We start from the raw sequence: 15,830 nt of genomic DNA, 5'->3' as shown, positions 1-15,830 counted from the left end.
AATATGTCGACCAATACTTTTTTTTGCATAGATGCGCATACCTGCGGCAACCCGGTCCGACTGGTTGCCGGAGGCGGCCCGCCGCTGAAGGGCAACAACATGATGGAGAAACGCCTGCATTTTCTCCGGGAATTCGACTGGATCCGTAAAGGGCTTATGTTTGAGCCCCGCGGCCATGATATGATGAGCGGCAGTATCCTGTACCCGCCTTCCGATGAAGCAAACGATACAGGCGTATTATATATTGAAACCAGCGGCTGTTTACCTATGTGCGGTCATGGTACCATTGGTACGGTGACCATCGCCATTGAACAAGGCCTGATCAATCCCAAGGTACCGGGACAGCTGCGGCTGGAAACACCTGCAGGACTGGTACTGGTGAGTTACGTCCGGGAAGGGAAGAAGGTGAAGTCGGTAAAGCTCACCAATGTGAAATCTTTTCTCGATTCCGAAAACCTGGAAGTAGAATGTCCTGATCTCGGATTGCTGAAGGTAGATGTGGCCTACGGCGGTAACTTCTACGCAATTGTAGACCCGCAGGAGCATTTCAAAGGACTGGAGCACCATACGGCAGACCAGCTGGTGTCGTGGAGCCGCGAACTACGGAAAAGACTAAACGAAAAGTATTCGTTCGTGCATCCTGAAAATGAGCATATCAAAGGATTAAGCCATATCCTGTGGACCGGCGCTACGATCAGCCCGGAAGCCACTGCGCGTAACGCGGTGTTCTACGGCGATAAAGCCATCGACCGCTCTCCCTGTGGTACAGGCACCTCCGCAAGAATGGCGCAATGGCATGCCAAAGGAAAATTGAAGAAGGGCGACCGCTTTATCCATGAAAGCATCATCGGCTCCCAATTCATCGGCACCATCGAAGAAGAAACCACCATCGGCGGAAAACCCGCTATTGTACCGGGCATAGAAGGCTGGGCAATGGTAACCGGCTACAACACTATTATACTGGACGATGAAGACCCGTACGTACACGGATTCCAGGTGATCTAATTTATTTAAACATGAAAGCAATCGTCATCGGTGGTGGGATTATCGGCCTTTGTACCGCTTATTATTTGAACGAAAGCGGGTGGGAAGTAACCGTGCTCGATAAAGGAGATTTTAATAACAACTGCTCCTATGGTAACCTGGGCATGATTGTGCCCAGTCACTTTGTACCACTGGCGGCGCCGGGTATTATATCACAGGGCATCAGGTGGATGTTCAGCAGCAAAAGCCCGTTCTATGTAAAGCCATCGCTTAACAAACAACTTATCGGCTGGGGGCTGAAATTTATGAAAAGCGCCACGGCAAAGCATGTGGAAGCCTCAGCAAAGCCGCTGCTGGATATTAATATTTTCAGTCGCTCGTTATATACATCGCTGGCGCAACAACCCGGGTTCAACTTCGGACTGGAGCGCAAAGGCATCATCATGTACTATAAAACGGAGGCTGTTGCGGAAGAAGAAGCCCATCTTGCTGCACAGGCCAATACCATGGGCCTCGATGCAGCAGTGCTGGATAAAGCTGCATTACAGGCGCTGGAACCGCAGCTGCAGCTGGATGTGCTGGGAGGCGTGCATTACCGCTGCGACGGGCACCTTTATCCGAATGACCTCATGCAGCAGCTGAAACAATACCTGCAGCAAAAGCAGGTGCAGTTCCTGCCGGAACGGGAAGTAACAAAAATAAAAACCAACGGTAATAAAGTAACGGCAGTGATCACCGGTCAGGAAACGCATACAGCCGATGTATTTGTGTTGGCCGCCGGCTCCTGGAGCCCGGCTGTGGCCCGTTTGGCGGGTATGCAGCTGCCCATGATGCCGGGTAAAGGCTATTCGGTTACACTGGATGCCCCGGCCGTAAATCTCAATATCCCTGCTATCCTCTGCGAAGCGCGGGTGGCACTAACGCCCATGGGTAAACGCCTGCGCTACGGCGGTACCATGGAAGTGGCGCCGGTAAACGAACAGGTAAATATGAACCGCGTGGCAGGGATCGTAGATTCGGTGAACCGTTATTTCCCCAATCTCCCGGTACAAATGCCCGACAAAAAACAGGTATGGAGCGGCTGCCGCCCCTGTTCGCCCGATGGCTTACCCTATATAGGCCATGCGCCCGCCTACACCAACCTGCTGATGGGCGCCGGTCATGCTATGATGGGCCTCAGCCTGGGACCTGCAACCGGCAAGCTGTTGGCGGAACTGGCCAATAACGGTAAAACAAGTATTGATATCAATGCATTTTCTCCGGCAAGATATCGTTAGCTGACAGTGAATAGCTATATTTGTTCCATGCAAACAGATATCGGTAAAAAAGCAGCAGGCGAAAAAGCCGCTGAATATATTAAGCCGGGTATGACCGTTGGTTTGGGTACCGGCAGCACAGCGTATTATACCATTTTACGTATAGGCGAGTTAGTTAGGGCAGGCCTTGAAATAAAGGCCGTAGCCACCTCCGCACAGTCGGAGCAGCTGGCCATAGAACAGCAGATCCCCCTGGTGGATTTCGATAAAATAGAGCAGATAGATATTGATATAGATGGAGCAGATGAAGCAGACGCACAGCTGCAGCTGATTAAAGGCGGTGGCGGTGCTTTACTGCGCGAAAAGATCATTGCCGCAGCCTCCAAAGAAATGCTGGTGGTAATAGACGATAAGAAACTGGTGAAGCACCTGGGCAAATTCCCTTTACCGGTGGAAGTAACCACTTTTGGATGGGAACTAACCTTTAAGCTGCTGGCAGCACAGGGCGCCCATCCTGTTTTGCGCTTAAAGGATAACAACCGCTTTGTAACAGACAATGGCAACTATATCCTCGATTGCCACTACGAAAAGATCCATAACGCGGCGGCGCTGCATACACAGCTGAACAACATTCCCGGTGTAGTGGAAAACGGGTTGTTTCTTCATTATGCCACCCGGCTCATCATCGGCAACGCCGATGGCTCCATCCGGGAGATCACGCATCCTTATCAAGCAAAGACGTCTTTTTAGTATCCCGTGAAGTAGCATATACCAGCAGGGAAATAAAGATACACCCGGTTACGTACCAGTAATACAATGGTTCGTAACCGGCTTTTTTAAAGTACAATGCGATAGGTTCGGCTGTTCCTCCAAAAAGGGCCACGGTGATAGCATAAGGAAATCCAACGCCCAGCGCCCGCACTTCTGCAGGAAACAATTCCGCTTTTACCACAGCATTAATAGACGTATAGCCGCTCACGATCACGAGCGCCAGCAAAATAAGCCAGAAAGCGGTCCATTCCGACGTAGCGTGGCTGATGCCGGTGAGTATGGGAACGGTGAGCAGGGTGCCCGCCACGCCAAACCCTATCAGTAGAGGCTTCCGGCCATAGATGTCTGATATCCAGCCGAAAAGCGGTTGCAGAATGGCAAAGATGAGCATGAGGAAGAAGGTGAGGGTAGTGGCGTGTTCTATGGTCAGGTGTACAGTGTTTACCAGGAACTTCTGCATATACGTGGTGTAGGTATAAAACGCCAGCGTACCTCCCATGGTTAATCCCACTACCGTGAGCGCCGCCCTGGGATGCTTCCGGAACAGCAGCTTCAGGGAGCCTTTATCTTTTGTTGCTTTTATTTTTTCGAAAGAAGTGGATTCCTGCATATGCCGGCGCAGGTACAATGCAAAAAAAGCCAGCGCGGCCCCGATCACAAAGGGTATCCGCCATCCCCATTCATGCAGCTGTTCAGGGCTGAGAAATACCTTTTGTAACAGCATCTGTACACCCAGGGCTACCAGCTGCCCGCCGATCAGCGTTACATACTGGAAACTGGAGTAAAAGCCCCTTAGGTCCCTGGTGGCCACTTCGCTGAGATAGGTAGCGGAGGTACCGTATTCGCCACCCACACTGAGCCCCTGTAATAAACGGGCAATCAGCAGCAAAGCCGGCGCCGCCAGGCCAATACTGTTATAGGAAGGAGTAAAGGCAATGAGCAGCGATCCCAGCGACATCAGCAAAACAGACAGTGTCATGGAGGCCTTACGTCCCTGTTTATCGGCAATACGGCCAAACATCCAGCCACCAATGGGCCTCATGAGGAAACCCACTGCAAATATGGCCGCCGTATTGAGCAACTGGGCGGTATAACTGCCCTTTGGGAAAAAGACCGGCGCGAAGTAAAGCGAGAACGTGGCGTAAATGTACCAATCGTACCATTCAACAAGGTTTCCGGCAGAGCCAGTTAATATGGCTTTTATCCGCCATGCGTCAGGATGTTTCATATATGACGCGAAAATATATTTTAATAGTGGAATTATGAGCCAGCAGGCCCACTATAGCCAAGAAAAAGTTTAAAATAAATTAGGGTTGTATACAATAAATCACCTATCTTCGTATCGCTTCTTAAAGATAATGTAGTTCAATTCTGTTGGTAGATCACCTCTCACACTCAGCTTTTTCTTACAGTTTTTCTTCTAGTTGCCCAGGTAGCCGCCTGATGTAATAATGGCGAGAACACGTTCACAATTAAATATTAAATATAATGCAAACAGGTGTAGTAAAATTTTTTAATGAAGCTAAAGGTTTTGGATTCATTAAAATCGAAGGTTCAGGACAAGAAATTTTTGTTCACGTATCTGGTATCAAAGAAAGCATCGGCGAAAATGACCGCGTAGTATTCGACGTGGAAGAAGGTAGAAAAGGCCCGAATGCTGTTAACGTAAGACTGGCATAATTTATTTTATAATAGTTCGTTATGACCGCGCTGGCTTTGCCAGGGCGGTTTTTTTATGCATATGCTCCCTGTTGGAATAGTGTGTCTGCGAAGGCGGCAGACCATTTCCATGAACTACTCACAAAACGAACAGTTGTTCAATTGCTTTTGCCTGTTTTCCCACCCTGCCTGTTTTCGTAATTTCATAGAAACAGATGTAATACCATATGGCAAAACAAACAGGGATCGTTCTTTTTACCGGCAAGCTGGAAAACCTGGTAGGATACCGGAGGAACGGGAAATACTTTATCCGCGCTATGCCGCAGAAGGTGCAGCAAACGCCTGCTACGCGGCAGTCGGCCCGGGAGTTCGGCATTGCCGCAATGCAAAGCTGATCCGGCAGGCTATCGCCCCTCTGCATCGTCTCCCCAAACAGGTTGCTATCGCCCCAGGGTATATACTCCAGCTCATCATCTCCCCTAAACAGGTTACTATCGCCCCAGGGTATATACTCCAGCTCATCATCTCCCCTAAACAGGTTACTATCGCCCCAAGGCATATACTCCAGCTCACCATCCCTGAAACGATTTGCTATCGCCAAGGGTATATACTCCAGCTCATCATCTCCCTATAACAAAAAACCGCTCCACGAGGGAACGGTTCCTTTATACAAGAAGCTAAAAAACGGGTTATTTTAAAGCTTTGTAAACGGTGTCAGGGCCACAAAGATAACCAGTTAGCCGGAATTAGTGTTTTTATTTCCGGTCAAACCGATAAAATCCGCAGCCATCCCCGCTTTTTTATTTGTATGATGATTTTGTTTAAATTATCAAGTGTTTATACCACTGGTTACGGGCCTGCCATATGTTCCGGCTCCGTCACATCGTCTTAAGCCTTCTCCTGCAACCATACCACCTTTTGTACAGGTGTATGCGCTGCAGCAATCACTTCCCCGTATAAATCGGGCCGCCGCGCCAGCCGGTACCGGTACCCGCCGGCCTCGGTAAGCTTATTTCGTGTAAGCGTTGCCGTTACTACGTCGTTATCCAGCTTTCTGCACTCTGCTATTATATCGCCAAAAGGATCGATGATCATGGAACAGCCGTTTTTCAGCTGGTCGTCATCCATACCTATAGGATTGGAGAAAACGGCGTACACGGCATTGTCGTATGCACGGGCCGGCAGCCATTTCATGAGCCAGGCACGCCCTTTCATACCATCAAATTCCAGTCGTAGCGAAGTAGGGTCTTCCCGCCGCTTTTCCCAGAGCGCAGGGTCTACAAAACCCGCACCGGGCCGGGTAGATGGCGTACACATGGTTACATGCGGCATGAAAATGACCTCTGCGCCCAGCAGGGCCGTGGCACGTACATTCTCCGTAATATTGTTATCATAACAGATCAGCATGCTGCATTTCCATCCCTTCAGATCAAAGATCACATATTCATTCCCCGGTTGCAGATGCGGGTTGATGAACGGGTGCAGCTTCCTGTATTTTGCCACCAGCCCGTTTTTATCTACACATACATAGGCTTTGAATAAATTATCATTGGCGTCTTTCTCAAATAATCCCGCCAGTACGGCAATATCATTTTCGGCGGCGATTTCCTGCAGGGCCCTGACAGACGGTCCTTCGGGGATGATCTCAGCCAGCTCCAGCATCTGTTCCCGCGATAAATTCCTGGCAAAAGTATAACCGGTCACGGAGCACTCATGGAATGCTACGGCATCTGCGCCATCTGCAGCAGCCTGCCTGGATAATTCCCGGATCACACCCAGGTTGTATGCCTTGTCGTTGCTCCTGTTTTCAAATTGTGCAGTAGCAATTTTAAGATCGTTCATATGAATAAAATTTTTTTGCAGGCAGAATGAAAAACGAAGATACTGTATTTCATTACACGCAATATCCCCGCGCTTTTCGCCACTTTTTCTGTATATTCGCCCTTTCAATTCAACAACAGATGCCCCAACCGGATAATACAAATACTATCTTTCACCTGGCGGCAGATTTCATAAACCATACACACCGCCATATCTTCCTTACCGGCAAGGCCGGTACCGGGAAAACTACGTTCCTGAAATATATCAAAGAACATACGCGTAAAAACACGGTAGTAGTAGCGCCCACCGGAGTGGCCGCCATCAACGCCGGTGGTGTTACCATGCACTCTTTTTTCCAGCTGCCTTTCGGACCTTTTATCCCGGGCACAAAAAGAGGGTTTGGATCAGATGAAATCAGCAGTACGGATAAACATGGCCTGTTCCGCAATATTCGTTTTACCAACGATAAAAAAGTATTGCTACAGGAAATGGAATTACTGATCATTGACGAGGTGAGTATGGTGCGATGCGATATGCTGGATGCCATTGACGTGATCCTGCGTCACTTCCGTAATAAACCACTGCTGCCTTTTGGTGGTGTGCAGGTATTGTTCATCGGGGATCTTTACCAGCTCCCGCCCGTAGTGCCCGATGCGGAATGGCGCATGCTCTCCGAGTACTACAACAGTACCTTTTTCTTTGCAGCCAAAGTAATAGAACAGGCGCCGCCGCTGTATATTGAACTAAAGAAAATTTACCGGCAGAATGAACAGCACTTTATAGAGGTGCTGAACAGGATCCGCAACAACGAAGTGCTGCATGATGACCTGCAGTTGCTGAATGAACATTACCGCCCGAACTTTACGGGAGAAGATGAAGAATACATCGTGCTCACCACCCATAACCGGAAGGCAGATGAGATCAATGCCCGGCGCCTGGCAGACATGCCGGGGAAAGTATATCGCTTCGAAGGAAAAATTGAAGGCGATTTCAGTGACAAGGCATTGCCAACTGAATTACTGCTGCAGTTAAAGGTAGGAGCCCAGGTAATGTTCCTCAAAAATGACCTGGCGCAGCCCCGCCGCTATTATAATGGCAAAATAGCCACTGTAAAGGAGATCAATGATGAGGAAATCATGCTGGTGCTGGCAGGTTCCCATGAAGAGCTGAAACTGGGCAAGGAAACCTGGCGAAACATCCGCTACTCCTACAACCAGGATGAAAACAGTATTGAAGAAGAAGAAATAGGCAGCTTCACGCAATTTCCCATACGCCTCGCCTGGGCCATTACTATCCACAAAAGCCAGGGGCTTACCTTCGAGCGCGCCATTATAGACGCAGGGTACGCCTTCGCACCCGGACAGGTATACGTAGCGCTCAGTCGCTGTACATCGCTCGACGGACTGGTTCTGCATTCCCGCATCGGGCATGGCAGCATCAAAACAGACCGGCAGGTGATTGAATTCGCAGAAAAAGAGAATGAAGCCAATGAACTGGTGGTGCTCCTGGAAATGGAGAAGAAGAAATTCCAGGCCACATCGCTGTTGCAGCAGTTCGACTGGTACCGTATGCAGGCTGCTATCCGCAGTCATGCTGTATGGATCCAGGATAAGAAACTGCCCGACTTCGACGCCGCCATTAAGTTAAGCCGTAGCTTATCGGCCAAAGCAGAGCAGCAGCACGAAGTGGCGGCCAGGTTCGTCACTCAGCTGCACCAGCTGCTGGACACGGCCGTACAAACCGGCGAAATGGAACAGCTGCAGCAAAGGGTGAACAAAGCCATTGGCTACTTTACCCAAAGCATATACGAAGATCTTATACAGCCTTTACAGGCGCATATTGCCGATGTCAAAAAAGCGAAGTCGAAAAAATATCTCCTTCAGCTTATGGCCCTCGAAGCCGATTGCTGGAATAAGCTGCGCCATGTGTGGGAAGTAGCTTATGCCGATCTTGATTTCACCACTGGTCTGAAAGACTACACCAAACTAAGAGAGGCAGATGCTGCCAGCGCCCAGGTTCCTGCCGGCAAGGAGAAAGCCGCAAAAGGGAAGGTGGAGAAAGGAAGCAGCCGTCGTGGTACCCTGGAATTGTACCTTGCAGGCAAATCTATTGCCGATATCGCCACTGCGCGGCAGCTGGCTATCAGCACCATTGAAAGCCACCTGGCCCAATGTGTGGAAGCCGGCGAAATGGATATCAACCGTTTTGTGAAGGAAAGCACCATGCGCCTTATTCTTAAACACATCGGTGAGCTAGGCGCTACCGCCGCAGGCCCCATCAAGGAAAGAGTAGGCGATGCCGCCACCTTCGCAGAGATCCGCGTGGTACAATGGTATCTCAAAAAGAAACAGGAAGAGCAAATTATGAACGATGCGAAGATTGTCTGACCCGGGATTAGGATGATTAAGTTGATTTGTCTGATTGGACCGTGTCGGAGCTTACAGGATTTGGGAAAGAGAGGATTATTTCCTGGATTATACATACGGGACGTTAACTGTAAGAGATAACCTATACCGGGAAAAAACAATGGAATGTATGCTGTACAGAAAGAACAGCTTAAAGCATGGGAAAAGCATAGCTACAGTATGGATACTCCCAGTTTAACCCATAGTTGCGCCGGATATTACCCGTACTTAAGCCGTATATAATTGCTTCCTGATAGATACGGCGTATCAAAAGGGTAAGTTTATCTTACTTTCAGGTGATGCATAAATATAACAGCAAGACTCCCGCAGAATGCCTTTACACCGGTATTAGTTTTTGTATATGCCCAGCCCAGGCCCCCAAAAACAAAACCGGGGTAATCAGTGGGGCAAAATCCACATAACGCTTAGCAGGACAGACCGGGTTGCCAACCTCCAACCGCTGTATTAATTTGTAGCAGTGAAAATTAAGCCAGTAACCGGTAAAAAAGAGGGAGGATTACTGTTGTGTTGCCCGCTAAATTTGCAGGTCAGCAATGATCATTTAAATACTTTGCCCGTGAAAGTAGGATTATTTATACCATGTTATATCGACCAGTTCTACCCGCAGGTAGGCATTGCCACGCTGCAGTTATTGGAAAAACTGGGCTGTGAAGTGGAATACCCCCAGGGACAAACCTGCTGCGGCCAGCCAATGGCCAATTCAGGGTACGAGCATCTTACGCACCAGTGTAATAGCCTGTTCATTAAGAATTTTGCTGACTACGATTATATTGTAGGTCCCTCCGGCAGTTGCGTGCTGCATATCAAAGATCATTTGCACGATCCTGCGGCAGAAACAGCTGCCACGCATATCCGGGAACGGATATACGAACTTACTGAATTCCTTACGGATGTGCTCAGGGTACAAAACCTGCCGGCCCGCTTCCCTTGTAAAGTAGGGCTGCACCAGAGCTGTCATGGGCAGCGGGGCCTTGGCCTGGCCCAGATGAGCGAACTGGTGGCGGCGCCTTTCTCCAAACCGGAAAAGCTGCTGCGTATGGTGGAAGGAGTGGAGCTGGTGCCGCTCGACAGGCAGGATGAATGCTGCGGCTTTGGCGGCACTTTCTGTGTTACGGAAGAAGCGGTATCCGTAAAAATGGGTAAAGATCGTGTAGCCGATCACGTTAAACATGGTGCTGAGGTGATCACCGGAACGGATGTGAGTTGCCTCATGCACATGGAAGGCATTTTACGCCGGCAGCATGCCGGGGTGAAAGTGATGCATATTGCAGAAATCCTCAATCAGAATATCCATGAACAGGCAAACAGCTGATCACGCCACGCTGGCAGACAGGTTCAACGAAAATGAGCCCCGGGTCGACTGGCACGACCAAACCCTCTGGTGGGTACGCGCCAAGCGTGATAAAATGGCCCGGAGCATCCCTGAATGGGAACAGTTGCGGGACACCGCTTCCGCCATCAAACGGAACGCCCTGGGCAACCTGTATGAGTATCTTATACAGTTTGAACAACAGGCCACGCAGAACGGCGCCATTGTACATTGGGCAGCGGATGCAGCAGAGCATAACCGGATAGTGACGGGTATATTGCAGCAGCATGGTGTACGCCACCTCGTGAAAAGTAAATCCATGCTCACGGAAGAGTGTCATCTCAACCCGCACCTGGAGGCCAATGGTATAGAAGTAATTGATACGGACCTGGGAGAACGGATTGTACAGCTCGCTAAAGAGCCGCCCAGTCATATCGTACTGCCCTGTATCCATAAGAAGAAAGAGGAAATAGGGGAGTTGTTCCATGAGCACCTGGGCACTCCCGCCGGTAATGCAGATCCCCAGTTCCTCACCGCTGCCGCGAGGCAGCACCTCAGGAAAGAGTTCCTACAGGCCAAAGCCGCCATTACAGGCGTGAATTTCGCCGTAGCGGAAACCGGTGAAATGGTGGTATGCACCAATGAAGGAAACGCTGATATGGGCGCACACCTGGCAGATATACATATTGCCTGTATGGGCATTGAGAAAATAATCCCCCAGCGGAAACACCTGGGGGTATTCCTGCGCCTGCTGGCGCGCAGCGCTACCGGTCAGCCTATTACTACCTATTCCAGCCATTTCAGGCAGCCCCGTGCCGGGCAGGAACTGCATATAGTACTGGTAGATAATGGCCGGTCGAGGCAACTGGGCCGGGAGGATTTCCGGAATTCACTGAAGTGTATCCGTTGCGGGGCCTGCATGAACACCTGCCCGGTATACCGCCGCAGCGGGGGGCATAGCTATCATACCGCCGTAGCAGGGCCTATTGGCGCTATTCTGGCCCCCAACCTGGATATGAAGGATTATGCGGATCTACCCTTTGCGTCTACGCTATGCGGCTCCTGTTCTAACGTATGCCCGGTGAAAATTGATATTCACCAGCAATTGTATAAGTGGAGGCAAGTGCTGGTAAAGGAAGGGCATACCACGGCCTCAAAAACGGCGGGGATGAAGATGATGAGCGGGGTATTATCTGCTCCACGCACTTATCGCGCCGCAGGGAAAATGGGCCGCTGGGTAATGCGTGCTTTTCCGGGTATGGTAAATAACCGTTTAAATCCCTGGTATAAACAACGGGAAATGCCGGCTCCCCCGGCGCAGTCGTTTTCCCAGTGGTATGAAAAAAATAAGAAATCATGAGTAGCAGGGAACAGATCTTAGCCGCTGTCAAGCAGCATCAACCGGAGGCATCCGTATTGCCATCCCTGGAAGGATTATCCGGTTCCATGCCGGGTACCCTGGAGGCTTACCGCAAGGTGCTGGAAGGATTGGGCGGCAGCTTATTCGAAGTAAAGGACGAAAAGGAGATACCCGCTTTACTGGCAGAGCATTACCCGCATGTGCAGCGTATCATTGCAATAGGAAGCAATGAACGTGCATGGATAAACGAAGATCCGCACCTGCTGGAAAATGTGGATATGGCGGTTGTGCCCGGTCAGTGGGGGGTAGCCGAGAACGGCGCTGTCTGGCTTACTGAACAGGAGGTGCAGGTAAGGGTGTTACCCTTCATCTGTCAGCACCTGGCCATTGTGTTGCCTAAAAGCAGGATACTGCCTACTATGCATGAGGCGTATGAAAAGATAGGGGCCCCGCAAAACGGCTTCGGGGTATTCATTGCCGGTCCTTCCAAAACAGCAGATATAGAACAGTCGCTGGTATTGGGCGCGCACGGGGCAAAGAGCCTGGTGGTATTCATTACAGAAGCATAATATCTTTTACGTATACACGGTTACGTTAGTTACAATAAACGGCCTCACCACTTACTGGTGAGGCCGTTTATTGTAAGGTATCCTGACTGGGCATTTATTAAAGTATATTTTCGTTATTTTTTAACAATTGATGCAGTATAATAAATACTTCATTAACTTTAGACCGGGAAATTAAATGAAGCCCCGAGATTGGTATGGTGTTTGTTCAATTGCGTGCGTTGCAAAGAACCGATAGCGCAGTGATTTTTTAACCATATTATTATATAGCCATATTTAGCAGCTGCGTTAACCAGAAAAATTGAAAGACCATGTATCATCTATTTAACACTCTAGAGCGGCGTCGTAGCGCGTCGTTGCAGCAAAAGTTCCAGGTGCATCACCACCAATGTCGCATCACAGGGAAAATTTCTTTATTAGCAGATAAAATGGACAGCATGATTGGCTGATCCGCAATTTCGTTTATCCGGAGAAGTTATTTGTCGTATGTGCCAACTGATCAGTGTTTAAGACGACAAACCGGGGAACAGTTTTCATTATCGCTTTTGTTAAAGTGGTGCGGAAATGTTTTGTACTATTGATTTTTCGGTAGCATTAAAAGGTAAATTTTTTTTCAACAGTTTACCTTTTCATAACAGAAGTTTTCACTTTTAGTAGTTATCTTGCGCTAACTTTGAAAACCGAAAGAGAGATTGTAGTCATTTAATTTTTCCGTCCTGTATTTGACAAAGCGCCTCTATGAAAACCTTGAAACTTGCGCGACTGAGTTGAACAGGCGAGTTTATATTTATTAATAACCATATCTTATTAATTGAACCTATGGTGCGTAATTCATCATGGATTACCCCGTCGTGGCTGATTTTGCTATTAGACCTGGGGTGCTCTGTCATCGCAATCAATTTAGCCTTTCTCCTGAGACTGAATTTTGATGCCGAATTATATGCGGCGTTTCCACTGAGAACAATAGGAATAACGGTATTAGCTGTTAATCTCCTGCTATCGTTAGTACTACGTACTTACCGTGGCATAGTGAGGTTTACAAGCCTGGTAGATATTGGCCGCATTGCCGGACTGAATATTATCAGCTGTCTTATTCTTTTTACCATTGGCTATAGCGGCGTATTGGACCAACAGCTCAATATCTTTCCCATCTCAGTGATCCTTATCAACTTTTTTATCGCCTCTTTTTGTTTGTTGTCTTACCGCCTGCTGGTAAAATGGACATTCAAATATTATAATAATTTCCGTAGCCAGAGCCGAACGCGTGCAGCAATTTATTATACCGGGCACACCAGCCTGATGCTTCGTAAAGCAATTAGTGACGATCCGCAATCAGATGTAAGGATAACCGCATTCCTGGCTGACACGAATGCACATGCAGGTAAATCTATTGAGGGTTTACCGGTTTATGCATCCCGTAAAGGACAGCTCTTTAAAATGGTAAAGGAAGGGAAGATCTCTTTATTGCTTATTCCCAACGACCATCTGGATGCAGCGCACCTTAACGAGTTGGTAGAGGAATGCATCGCATTGAATATTAAAGTCCAAAAAATAATTCCCGTGAGTCAATGGACAGAAGGTTCTATCAACAACAGCGTTCAGTTGAAGGACATCAACATTGAAGATCTGCTCGAAAGATCTGTTATCAGCATTAAAAACCAACAGCTCAGTAAAGAGCTAAAAGGAAAAAGTATTCTGGTAACAGGAGCAGCTGGTTCTATAGGTAGTGAGATTGTGAGGCAACTGGTCAATTATGAGCCGTCGGTAATTGTATTATGCGACAAAGCAGAATCTCCTTTACATGAGCTGGAGCTGGAAATGTCTGAGAAGTCTGTAAATGTACCCATTATTCCATTTATCGGCGACGTATGTGATAAGGTACGAATGCAGCAGCTGTTTGAGATTTATGAGCCTTCCATTGTATATCATGCAGCAGCTTATAAGCATGTGCCTATGATGGAGAAAAACCCATCTGTGGCGGTGATGAATAATGTGCTGGGAACAAAAGTGGTAGCTGAACTTTCCGTAGAGTATAATGCAGAGAAATTTGTAATGGTATCTACAGATAAGGCCGTAAATCCCACTAATGTAATGGGGGCATCCAAAAGAATTGCCGAAATCTTTTCCCAATCATATAATAATTATCTGAACGAAAAGTACCAGAAACTGGGACCAGTATATGGCACACCGCCAACTCGTTTTATTACAACCCGCTTCGGCAATGTGCTCGGTTCCAATGGATCTGTTATTCCACGCTTCAAACAACAGCTGGAGAAGGGTGGTCCGTTAACAGTTACACATCCGGATATTACCCGTTATTTCATGACCATACCGGAAGCCTGCCAGCTTGTACTGGAAGCAGGGGCAATGGGACAGGGAGGGGAAATATTCGTGTTTGACATGGGTAAACCGATGAAAATTGCAGAATTGGCCCGGAAAATGATTAGTATGACCGGCAAAGAGCCAGGCAAAGATATACAGATCGTTTACACTGGTTTACGTCCCGGAGAAAAGCTATACGAAGAGCTGCTGAATAATGCAGAGAATACACTCCCTACTTATCACGAAAAAATCATGATCGCTAAAGTAAGAGCATCTGATTTTACTGAGGTAAACGAGCAGATAAACCAGTTAATCGCTACCGCCAAAGAACATTACCTAACACCAACTGTGGCAAGGATGAAGGTATTGGTACCGGAGTTCATCAGCAAAAATTCTGCTTACGAAGAATTGGATAAAGGAAAAATAACAATGTAAAAAGTACGCATTCCTTATAATGGGAAGGCTCTATATTAATTGATAAAGAGAAGTAATGAATTGTAGTAACAGAAAGAAACAGTTATTGCCAGGTTTTTTTTGCAGTAACGGATGGTTAGTAAAGTGTTTTATTGCGGGCATGTTCCTTTTGGGCTTGTTTTCGTGTGCCAGCCCAAAGAACATTACATATTTCAAGGATGTGCCGGACACAGTACTCAATACGGCTATTGCCCAAGCTATTTACAAAACGCCGGCTATCCAGACAGATGACATTTTGCAGGTATCTATCCAAACACTGGATCCCAATGCAACCTTACTGCTGAATCAGCAGCAGGTAATGGCGCCAACACCGCAGCAGGGACCTACCACAGTGATAAGCGGGTACCTCGTGGATAAAGACGGTAACATCTCCCTTCCCTTAATAGGAAAGGTAAATGTAAAAGGAAAGTCTACTGATGCCGTAAGAGACGACATCCAGGTAAAGGTAGCTACTTTGTACAAAGATCCGGTGGTAAACGTACGTTTTGCCAACTTTAAGATCACTGTGCTGGGTGAAGTTACCAGGCCGTCTACTTACGTGATGCCCAACGAGAAAGTGACATTGCTCGATGCGCTCGGTGCTGCCGGAGATCTTACCATATATGGTAAACGTGAAAATGTATTACTCATCCGGGAAGGAGATGGAAGAAAAGAGATGATAAGGTTTAACCTCAATAACAGCAACCTGTTTTCATCTCCCTATTATTATTTACATCAGGGGGATGTGATCTATGTAGAGCCCAACAAAAATAAAGTGGCAGCTACAGATATGCAACAGGTGAAGAGGATTTCGATTATGGCTTCGGTATTATCGTTACTGATTGTTATTGCTTCAAGGATAAGCTTTTAATGTACTGGTATGCAGGATAATTTATATCAACA

Annotated in this window: 13 protein-coding genes; 10 read left to right on the top strand and 3 right to left on the bottom strand. The window is 47.9% G+C overall.

The window, feature by feature from the left end:
- Positions 1-3: 3 nt before the first annotated feature.
- Genes ABIE50_RS23945 through rpiA form a run of 3 tightly spaced genes read left to right on the top strand, consistent with a single transcriptional unit; the run spans position 4 to position 2,990 of the window.
- A complete protein-coding gene (locus tag ABIE50_RS23945) occupies positions 4-1,005 on the top strand; it encodes a 4-hydroxyproline epimerase (protein ID WP_209858907.1) in 1,002 nt (333 codons plus the stop codon).
- An 11-nt stretch (positions 1,006-1,016) separates the two neighbouring features.
- The gene (locus ABIE50_RS23940; protein ID WP_209858915.1) at positions 1,017-2,261 is read left to right on the top strand and encodes an NAD(P)/FAD-dependent oxidoreductase; all 1,245 of its coding nucleotides are present in this window, start codon (positions 1,017-1,019) and stop codon (positions 2,259-2,261) included.
- Positions 2,262-2,288: 27 nt separating this feature from the next.
- Complete coding sequence (gene rpiA, locus ABIE50_RS23935; RefSeq protein ID WP_209858917.1) at positions 2,289-2,990, top strand: ribose-5-phosphate isomerase RpiA; 702 nt, start codon at positions 2,289-2,291, stop codon at positions 2,988-2,990.
- Here rpiA and ABIE50_RS23930 read toward each other — a convergent pair.
- Positions 2,956-4,239: an MFS transporter gene (locus ABIE50_RS23930; protein ID WP_209858919.1), complete on the bottom strand. Its 1,284-nt coding sequence runs from the start codon at positions 4,237-4,239 to the stop codon at positions 2,956-2,958. The two genes, rpiA and ABIE50_RS23930, sit on opposite strands and share 35 nt — an antisense overlap.
- A 260-nt stretch (positions 4,240-4,499) precedes the next feature.
- Here ABIE50_RS23930 and ABIE50_RS23925 point away from each other — a divergent pair, with 260 nt between their 5' ends.
- The gene (locus ABIE50_RS23925) at positions 4,500-4,691 is read left to right on the top strand and encodes a cold-shock protein (RefSeq protein ID WP_079472790.1); all 192 of its coding nucleotides are present in this window, start codon (positions 4,500-4,502) and stop codon (positions 4,689-4,691) included.
- 118 nt (positions 4,692-4,809) lie between these two features.
- Here the strand turns inward: ABIE50_RS23925 and ABIE50_RS23920 are convergent, their stop codons facing one another.
- Together ABIE50_RS23920 and ABIE50_RS23915 are read right to left on the bottom strand one after the other, a co-directional pair.
- Positions 4,810-5,271, bottom strand: a complete 462-nt coding sequence (locus ABIE50_RS23920; RefSeq protein ID WP_209858921.1) for a hypothetical protein — start codon at positions 5,269-5,271, stop codon at positions 4,810-4,812.
- A 287-nt stretch (positions 5,272-5,558) separates the two neighbouring features.
- Positions 5,559-6,512, bottom strand: a complete 954-nt coding sequence (locus ABIE50_RS23915) for a nitrilase family protein (RefSeq protein ID WP_209858923.1) — start codon at positions 6,510-6,512, stop codon at positions 5,559-5,561.
- A 26-nt stretch (positions 6,513-6,538) separates the two neighbouring features.
- Between ABIE50_RS23915 and ABIE50_RS23910 the strand changes: the two genes are divergently transcribed.
- The 6 genes from ABIE50_RS23910 (at position 6,539) to ABIE50_RS23885 (ending at position 15,798) form a co-directional block, all read left to right on the top strand.
- Positions 6,539-8,878, top strand: coding sequence for a helix-turn-helix domain-containing protein (locus tag ABIE50_RS23910; RefSeq protein ID WP_354028152.1), 2,340 nt, complete (start codon positions 6,539-6,541; stop codon positions 8,876-8,878).
- A 595-nt stretch (positions 8,879-9,473) separates the two neighbouring features.
- The gene (locus tag ABIE50_RS23905; RefSeq protein WP_209858925.1) at positions 9,474-10,229 is read left to right on the top strand and encodes a (Fe-S)-binding protein; all 756 of its coding nucleotides are present in this window, start codon (positions 9,474-9,476) and stop codon (positions 10,227-10,229) included.
- Positions 10,210-11,586, top strand: coding sequence for a lactate utilization protein B (locus tag ABIE50_RS23900; protein ID WP_209858927.1), 1,377 nt, complete (start codon positions 10,210-10,212; stop codon positions 11,584-11,586). Before ABIE50_RS23905 ends, ABIE50_RS23900 begins: the two co-directional genes overlap by 20 nt.
- Positions 11,583-12,155 (top strand): LutC/YkgG family protein, encoded by a 573-nt coding sequence (locus tag ABIE50_RS23895; protein WP_209858930.1) that lies wholly within the window; start codon positions 11,583-11,585, stop codon positions 12,153-12,155. The genes ABIE50_RS23900 and ABIE50_RS23895 overlap by 4 nt, the downstream gene beginning before the upstream one ends.
- 1,026 nt (positions 12,156-13,181) lie before the next feature.
- Positions 13,182-14,909: a polysaccharide biosynthesis protein gene (locus ABIE50_RS23890; protein ID WP_354028151.1), complete on the top strand. Its 1,728-nt coding sequence runs from the start codon at positions 13,182-13,184 to the stop codon at positions 14,907-14,909.
- Positions 14,910-15,108: 199 nt separating this feature from the next.
- A complete protein-coding gene (locus ABIE50_RS23885; RefSeq protein WP_354028150.1) occupies positions 15,109-15,798 on the top strand; it encodes a polysaccharide biosynthesis/export family protein in 690 nt (229 codons plus the stop codon).
- Positions 15,799-15,830 lie beyond the last annotated feature (32 nt).

It is taken from the genome of Chitinophaga sp. OAE865 (assembly GCF_040546735.1).
GTDB classification, from domain to species: domain Bacteria; phylum Bacteroidota; class Bacteroidia; order Chitinophagales; family Chitinophagaceae; genus Chitinophaga; species Chitinophaga polysaccharea_A.
The sequence above is the reverse complement of the archived record's forward strand: the minus strand, read 5'-3'. Positions and strand labels throughout refer to the sequence as shown.

What these genes read in the sequence shown, in the direction of transcription:
- ABIE50_RS23940 (WP_209858915.1), top strand. Translation starts at nt 1,017, where the DNA reads ATGAAAGCAATCGTCATCGGTGGTGGGATTATCGGCCTTTGTACCGCT.
- rpiA (WP_209858917.1), top strand. Translation starts at nt 2,289, where the DNA reads ATGCAAACAGATATCGGTAAAAAAGCAGCAGGCGAAAAAGCCGCTGAA.
- ABIE50_RS23925 (WP_079472790.1), top strand. Translation starts at nt 4,500, where the DNA reads ATGCAAACAGGTGTAGTAAAATTTTTTAATGAAGCTAAAGGTTTTGGA.
- ABIE50_RS23915 (WP_209858923.1), bottom strand. Translation starts at nt 6,512, where the DNA reads ATGAACGATCTTAAAATTGCTACTGCACAATTTGAAAACAGGAGCAAC.
- ABIE50_RS23945 (WP_209858907.1), top strand. Translation starts at nt 4, where the DNA reads ATGTCGACCAATACTTTTTTTTGCATAGATGCGCATACCTGCGGCAAC.
- ABIE50_RS23895 (WP_209858930.1), top strand. Translation starts at nt 11,583, where the DNA reads ATGAGTAGCAGGGAACAGATCTTAGCCGCTGTCAAGCAGCATCAACCG.
- ABIE50_RS23910 (WP_354028152.1), top strand. Translation starts at nt 6,539, where the DNA reads ATGAAAAACGAAGATACTGTATTTCATTACACGCAATATCCCCGCGCT.
- ABIE50_RS23930 (WP_209858919.1), bottom strand. Translation starts at nt 4,239, where the DNA reads ATGAAACATCCTGACGCATGGCGGATAAAAGCCATATTAACTGGCTCT.
- ABIE50_RS23900 (WP_209858927.1), top strand. Translation starts at nt 10,210, where the DNA reads ATGAACAGGCAAACAGCTGATCACGCCACGCTGGCAGACAGGTTCAAC.